The following is a 5,765-nucleotide window of genomic DNA, read 5'->3' as shown; positions in this document are numbered from 1 at the left end:
CGCTGGGCGCTCGCCTCCTTCGCGGCGCTCTCCCTCGGGATCTGGCTCGGCGGCTACTGGGCCTACATCGAGCTCGGCTGGGGCGGCTTCTGGGCCTGGGATCCGGTCGAGAACGCCAGCCTGATGCCCTGGCTGACGCTGGCCGCGCTGGTCCACTCGATCGCGGCGGAGCGGAAGCGCGGCGCGCTGCGGGCGACGAACATGATCCTCGCCGCCGCGACCTTCCTGCTCTCGGTCTACGGCACCTTCCTCACCCGCTCCGGGATCATCCAGTCGGTCCACGCCTTCTCCAAGTCGTCGATCGGGAACTGGTTCCTCGGCTTCATCGCCGCGGCGCTTCTCGCGACGGCGGCCCTGCTCGTCGCGCGGCGCCGCGGGCTCAGGGCGGCGCGGATCGAGTCGGCCGTCTCGCGCGAGGCGGCGTTCGCCCTCGCGGACGTCGTCTTCGCCGGCCTCGCGGCGATCGTCTTCGCGCTGACGATGTACCCGGTCTTCTCGCAGCTCTTCGTCGGAAGGCAGATCACCTTCGAGCCGCCGCAGTTCACCGAGGCGACGCGGCCCTGGTTCCTGCTCGTCGTCGCGCTGACCGGCCTCGCGCCGCTCGTCTCGTGGCGCGGCGACGACCCGCGGAAGATCGTCCGCCGCGCCCTCGCGCCGCTCGCCGTCGCCGCGGTCGCGGCGATCGTCCCGCTGCTCGGCGGGGCGCGCGAGCCGTGGTCGGTCCTCTTCTTCGCCGCCGCGGGCTTCGTCGCCGGCGCCGCCGTCGCCGAGTTCGCGGGGATCGTCCGCTCCCGCGCGCAGGCCGAGCCCGGCGACCGCGGCCGCTCGCTCGGCTCGTTCCTCGCCGCGCGCCGGGCGCGAATCGGCGGGCTCGTCTCCCACTTCGCGCTGGCGCTGATGGTGATCGGCGCCGCCGCCTCGACCGTCTACAAGAAGGACGCCAAGTTCGGCGCGGTCCGCCCCGGCCAGACGCTGGAGATCGACGGCTACCGCGCCACCTACGAGCGCTTCGACGTCGTGGACGGCCCGACCTACGACGGCGCGCGGATCGTGCTCTCGGTCGTCCGCCCCGGCGGCGGCGCGCCGACCCGCCTCGGCGCGGAGATGCGGCAGTACGGCAAAGGGCGCGCGCCCGAGGCGCGGCAGCCGTCCACCGAGGTCGCGATCCTCGCCACCGGCGCGCCGCGTTCGCTCGCCGGCCTCGCGCGGATCGGCGAGGACCTCTACGTCGTGCCGCTGGCCGTGGACTTCGCGGACGGCCAGGCGGCGGTGGAACTGATCGTCCATCCCATGATCAACTGGATCTGGGCGGGGGGCGCGCTGCTCCTCGTCGGCACGCTGCTGGCGACCTGGCCGCCGCGGCGCGCCGAGGCGCCCGCCGCCGCGGAGGAGCCCGCGCCGGGCGCGGCGCGTTGAGGAACGACGATGCTTCCCCTCTTGGCGACGATCGCCTTTCTGCTCGCGGCGGCGGCGGCCTTCGTGCTGTGGCCGCTCCTGCGGCGGGACGCGGCGCGGGACGCGCGCCGGAAATGACCGCGCCCGCGGGGTTGCCGCTGCGCTTCGCGCGGGTCTCGCGCCGCTTCGGCGCCGTCGTCGCGCTCGACGACGTGACGCTCGACGTCGCGGCGGGCGAGTCGCTGCTGCTGCTCGGCGCGAACGGCGCGGGCAAGTCCACGCTGCTGAAGATCGCCGCCGGCCTCGCCCGCCCCAGCTCCGGCGCGGTCGAGATCGGCGGGACGCGCGCCGGGCGCGGCGCCGAGCGGGCGCTCGTCGGCTACCTCGGGCACAAGACGTTCCTGCACGACTACCTCACGGCCAAGGAGAACCTCGTCTTCTACGCGCGGCTCTACGGCGTCTCCGCCGACGAGGCGGACGCGCGGGCGGAGCGCTGGCTGGAGACGGTCGGCCTGGCGCGGGCCGCGGACCGGCAGGTGCGCGGCTTCTCGCGCGGGATGATGCAGCGGCTCGCCCTCGCCAGGGCGTTCGTCCACGAGCCGCGGCTGCTGCTGTTCGACGAGCCGGACGCGGGGCTCGACGCCGACGGACGGGCGCGCCTCTTCGCGGCGCTCGACGCGCGCCGCGTCGCGGGGACGACGGTCCTCCACGTCAGCCATCACCCCGAGGCGGCGCTGTCCCACGCGGGGCGGGTCGTCGCCCTGCGCGCCGGCCGCGTCGTCGCCGACGGCCCCGCCGCTTCGCGCGCGCCGGAGGACTGGCTCGGCGCCGCGGCCGCGCGCGCGGGAGGGCCGCGATGAGCGGGTTCGCTCCATGCCGCAACGTCCTCGTCCCGGCGCGGGAGGCGCGATGAGCGGGTTCGCGCCATGCCGCAACGTCCTCGTCCCGGCGCGGGAGGGGCGATGAGCGGGTTCGCGCAGTTCCGCGCGGTGCTCGGGGCCGACCTGCGGCGCGAGGCGCGCACCGGCGAGGCGCTGGCGCCGATGCTCCTCTTCGCGCTGGTCGTGCTGCTCGTCGCCGGCTTCGCCTTCAACCTGCCGGAGATGGGCCCCGACGACCGGCGGCGCGTCGCCCCCGGCATCGTCTGGATCGCCGTCGCCTTCGCCACGCTCGTCGGCCAGGCGCGCGCGCTGATCGCCGACCGCGAGGAGGAGCGCTGGAACGGCCTGCTCCTCGCGCCGATCGACCGCTCGCTCCTCTTCGCCGCGAAGTGGCTCTTCGGCTTCCTGCTCGGCGCCGCGCTCGAGCTGCTGCTCGTGCCGCTCGCCGCCGCCCTCTTCTCGCTCGACCTCTCCGGCGGCCGCGCCCCGCAGCTCGCCGCGGTGCTCGCCCTCTGCACCGCCGGCCTCGCCGCGCTCGGCACGCTGCTCGGCGCCGTCGTCGCGCGCCTCGGCCGCGGCGAGGCGCTCTTGGCGATCCTCGTCCTCCCCGCCGCCGCGCCGCTGCTGATCGCCGGCGTCGCGGCGAGCGGCGCGGTCCTCGCCGGACAGGGGCTGGCCGGCGCCGCGCCGTGGCCCGAGGTCGCCCTCGGCGCGACGGCCGTCTACGGCGCGGCCGGCGCGATCTTGTTCGAATCGGTGATCGTGGATTAGCGTAGCGACGCGAGGAGCGACGAACCGATGACCACACGAAGAGCGCGGCTCGCCCCTTGGGCCTACGGCGCCGCCGTTGTCGCGGGCGCCGGGCTGGTCCTGTTCGGCGCGCTCGTCCTCGCCCCCACCGAGAGGACGATGGGGGACGTGCAGCGGATCTTCTACTTCCACGTTCCCTCGGCGACGAACGCCGCCCTCGCCTTCTTCGCCGCGGCCGTCGCCGGCGCCGCGTACCTCGCCACGCGCCGCGCCGCGTCGGACGCCGTCAACCGCGCCGCCGTCGGCACCGGGCTGCTCTTCGCGACGATCGTCCTCGTCACCGGGCCGATCTGGGCGCGCCCGGCGTGGGGCGCGTGGTGGACGTGGGAGCCGCGCCTCACGACCTCGCTCATCGCCTGGCTGATCTACCTCGGCGCGCTGCTCGTGCGGCGCGTCGCCGCCGATCCCGAGCAGGGGGCGCGCCTCGCCGCGGTCGTCTCGATCGTCGGCCTGCTCGACCTGCCGATCGTCTACTTTTCCGTGAACTGGTGGCGCGGCGCCCACCCGATGGTCTTCGGCCCCAAGGGCGGCGGGCTCGCCCCCGGCATGGGGGCGGCGTTCGCGCTCGGGATGCTCGGGACGACGCTGCTCCACGCCGCGCTCTTCGGCCTCGCCTGGCGCGAGGCGCGGCTGGCCGACGAGGTCGCGGCGCTGGAGCGCCGCCAGGACCGCGAGCGCGAGGACGCCCTCGCCGAGGAGATCCGGTGACGCGCGGACCGCGTCCCCCGCGGCGCCCCGCGCGGCGCGCCGGCGAGGAGAACCGCTGATGGACTACCTCTTCTGGGCCTTCTTCGCCGGCTTCGCCCTCGTCGCGCTCTGGACGGCGCGCCTCGCCTCGCGCCTCGCCTCGCTCGAGCGCCGCGTCCGCCGCCTCGGCGCGTCCGACAAGTAGCGCGAGCGCCGACGCGCCTGAAGACTCCGCACGCGACTGTGCTCTGCGTCCCACGCACGCCGATCACAGGCAGCCGACAGCGGGTGCGGAGTCTTCCGCGCTCCGTCCTCAACTCGATAGCGATTGACGCGCGGCGCTATTTCAAGCCGAACAGAGCCATGTAGCGTCGTCCGACATCCTTGAAACGGCGCAGCTCATCGGCCGGGATCGTCCGGTCCTTCGTATGTTCACCGGCAAAACGCATCGTCACGGGACCACTGGCCTGCATCAGCTTTGCGAAGATGGCAGCGCCTTCTTCGCTGAACTGGAGCCGGTCCTCGCCGACCGCGCCCGTCGCGACGACGAAGTCGGCTTGTTCCCAAACCGACGTCGAGCTGTCGCGCTTGACCGTCCGCGGCTTCACCTCGACAACGTCGCCGCCGACATTGAAGAGAGCTCGGTCCCAGAACACCCAACTCTCTCCGTGATACCGAACAACCATCCGCAGCGAATAGCTGCGCTTGTTCTGATCTTCCCCAATATAGAGGTAGATGCGCGAATCGTACGTGCCGTCAATCACAGGATCGGTGTAGAACGTGATCTTCTGGAAATCGTCACGTTCGGCCTTAAGCCCTGCAAGCAGCTTTGCGCGGGCAGCTGCGTTAGGTATCGCGGCCTTGCGATCGGCCGCGGCCTTGGCGCCGTTCGCCTTGAGTCTGGCCTCCGCCTTTGCGATCTTCTCCGCGCGCTCCTTCTCGATCTTCTCGCCCGCGGTGTCCACAGCGCTCGGAGTGCACCCGGCAACAAGCAGGAACGCGGCAAGAATAGCTGCAGCCTTCAGTCTCATCTCTCCCCCTTTCGGCGCCGCCTCGTCCGCGGGACTTCGAGTCCACGCTCGAGCCTCCTAGGGCTCAGGACCCCGTCCCGACGCCGAGTCCGATGACGCCGGTGTACATCGCGATTCCTGACTAGGAGACGTCGAAACGAGGCGGGCCGACGTTCCCTCTTCAACAGGAACAGGCCCATCGTGCCCCCCTCAAAACGAAGCCCCACCCGAATCTGACCGACGCGCGGAGTGTATCACTCCGCATCACTGGTATGGCGCTATGGTTCACTGCGACCCGAGCGAGGGGCGGGACTTCGGTATGCCATGGTCGGCCTAAGTCGACGCCTGCCAGGGGCTCGGCGCCGCGCGCGTCGGCGCGCCGCGGGCGATCCGCGTAGAATCCACGGCTCCGCGCGACCGACCGCGCGACGCCGAGGAACTCGATGGAAGTCCACGCGCCCCACGAAGCGATCCGCTCGTTCCGCACGTTCTGCGTCCACATCCTCACGATCATCATCGGCATCGTCCTCGCCTCCGGCGTGGAGCAGTGCCGCGAGACGCGCCGCGACGACGAGCTCGCCGCGCGGGCGATCGCCGGATTCCGCGCCGAGCTGACGCAGAACCGCGCCACGCTCGCCGAGGCCGACGCGAACGTGAAGGGGATGCTCGACGATCTGCGGAAGATCGGCCTGTTCCTCGAACAGACGCTCCAGGCCGCGCACGGCCGGCAGCCCGCGCCGCCGCTGCCGAGCGAGGGGTTCTCCTGCCGCGACTCCCGCTTCGCCCCGCGCAGCGCCGCTTGGGACTCCGCGGCCGCCGCCGGCGCCCTCTCGCACATGAACTACGACACGGTGAAGGACGTGGCCCAGGTCTACGCGCTCCAGCGCCTCTTCGAGAGCCGCCAGCTCGAGGTGCAGCGCGCGGTGAGCGACCTCAGTTCGTCGCGCGCCGACGTCCGCAACCCCGAGACGGCCACTGTGCT

General features: G+C 73.0%; 5 protein-coding genes and 1 pseudogene. 5 read left to right on the top strand and 1 reads right to left on the bottom strand.

Annotated features, from left to right (window positions below; all coding sequences use genetic code 11):
- The 4 genes from ccsA to LLG88_11340 all read left to right on the top strand — a co-directional run.
- Positions 1 to 1,416, top strand: a 1,416-nt coding sequence (gene ccsA / locus LLG88_11355) for a cytochrome c biogenesis protein CcsA (GenBank protein ID MCE5247498.1), incomplete at its 5' end; no start/stop codon positions are given.
- Between the two features lie 113 nt (positions 1,417 to 1,529).
- Complete coding sequence (locus LLG88_11350; GenBank protein ID MCE5247497.1) at positions 1,530 to 2,255, top strand: ABC transporter ATP-binding protein; 726 nt, start codon at positions 1,530 to 1,532, stop codon at positions 2,253 to 2,255.
- 102 nt (positions 2,256 to 2,357) lie between these two features.
- The gene (locus LLG88_11345; protein ID MCE5247496.1) at positions 2,358 to 3,047 is read left to right on the top strand and encodes a heme exporter protein CcmB; all 690 of its coding nucleotides are present in this window, start codon (positions 2,358 to 2,360) and stop codon (positions 3,045 to 3,047) included.
- A 27-nt stretch (positions 3,048 to 3,074) separates the two neighbouring features.
- Positions 3,075 to 3,794 (top strand): cytochrome c biogenesis protein, encoded by a 720-nt coding sequence (locus LLG88_11340; protein ID MCE5247495.1) that lies wholly within the window; start codon positions 3,075 to 3,077, stop codon positions 3,792 to 3,794.
- 815 nt (positions 3,795 to 4,609) lie between these two features.
- On the opposite strand, the pseudogene LLG88_11335 reads toward LLG88_11340, so the two are convergent.
- Positions 4,610 to 4,708, bottom strand: a pseudogene (locus tag LLG88_11335) (cell envelope integrity protein TolA).
- Between the two features lie 518 nt (positions 4,709 to 5,226).
- On the opposite strand from LLG88_11335, the gene LLG88_11330 reads away from it, so the two are divergent.
- Positions 5,227 to 5,765: hypothetical protein (locus LLG88_11330; protein ID MCE5247494.1), on the top strand; the 539-nt coding region annotated here is incomplete at its 3' end.

Source organism: bacterium (assembly GCA_021372775.1).
Lineage (GTDB): Bacteria > Acidobacteriota > Polarisedimenticolia > J045 > J045 > JAJFTU01.
This window is presented reverse-complemented; position numbering and strand designations above follow the sequence as displayed.

Coding starts and splice junctions, on each gene's coding strand:
- LLG88_11350 (MCE5247497.1), top strand. CDS start 1,530: ATGACCGCGCCCGCGGGGTTGCCGCTGCGCTTCGCGCGGGTCTCGCGC.
- LLG88_11345 (MCE5247496.1), top strand. CDS start 2,358: ATGAGCGGGTTCGCGCAGTTCCGCGCGGTGCTCGGGGCCGACCTGCGG.
- LLG88_11340 (MCE5247495.1), top strand. CDS start 3,075: ATGACCACACGAAGAGCGCGGCTCGCCCCTTGGGCCTACGGCGCCGCC.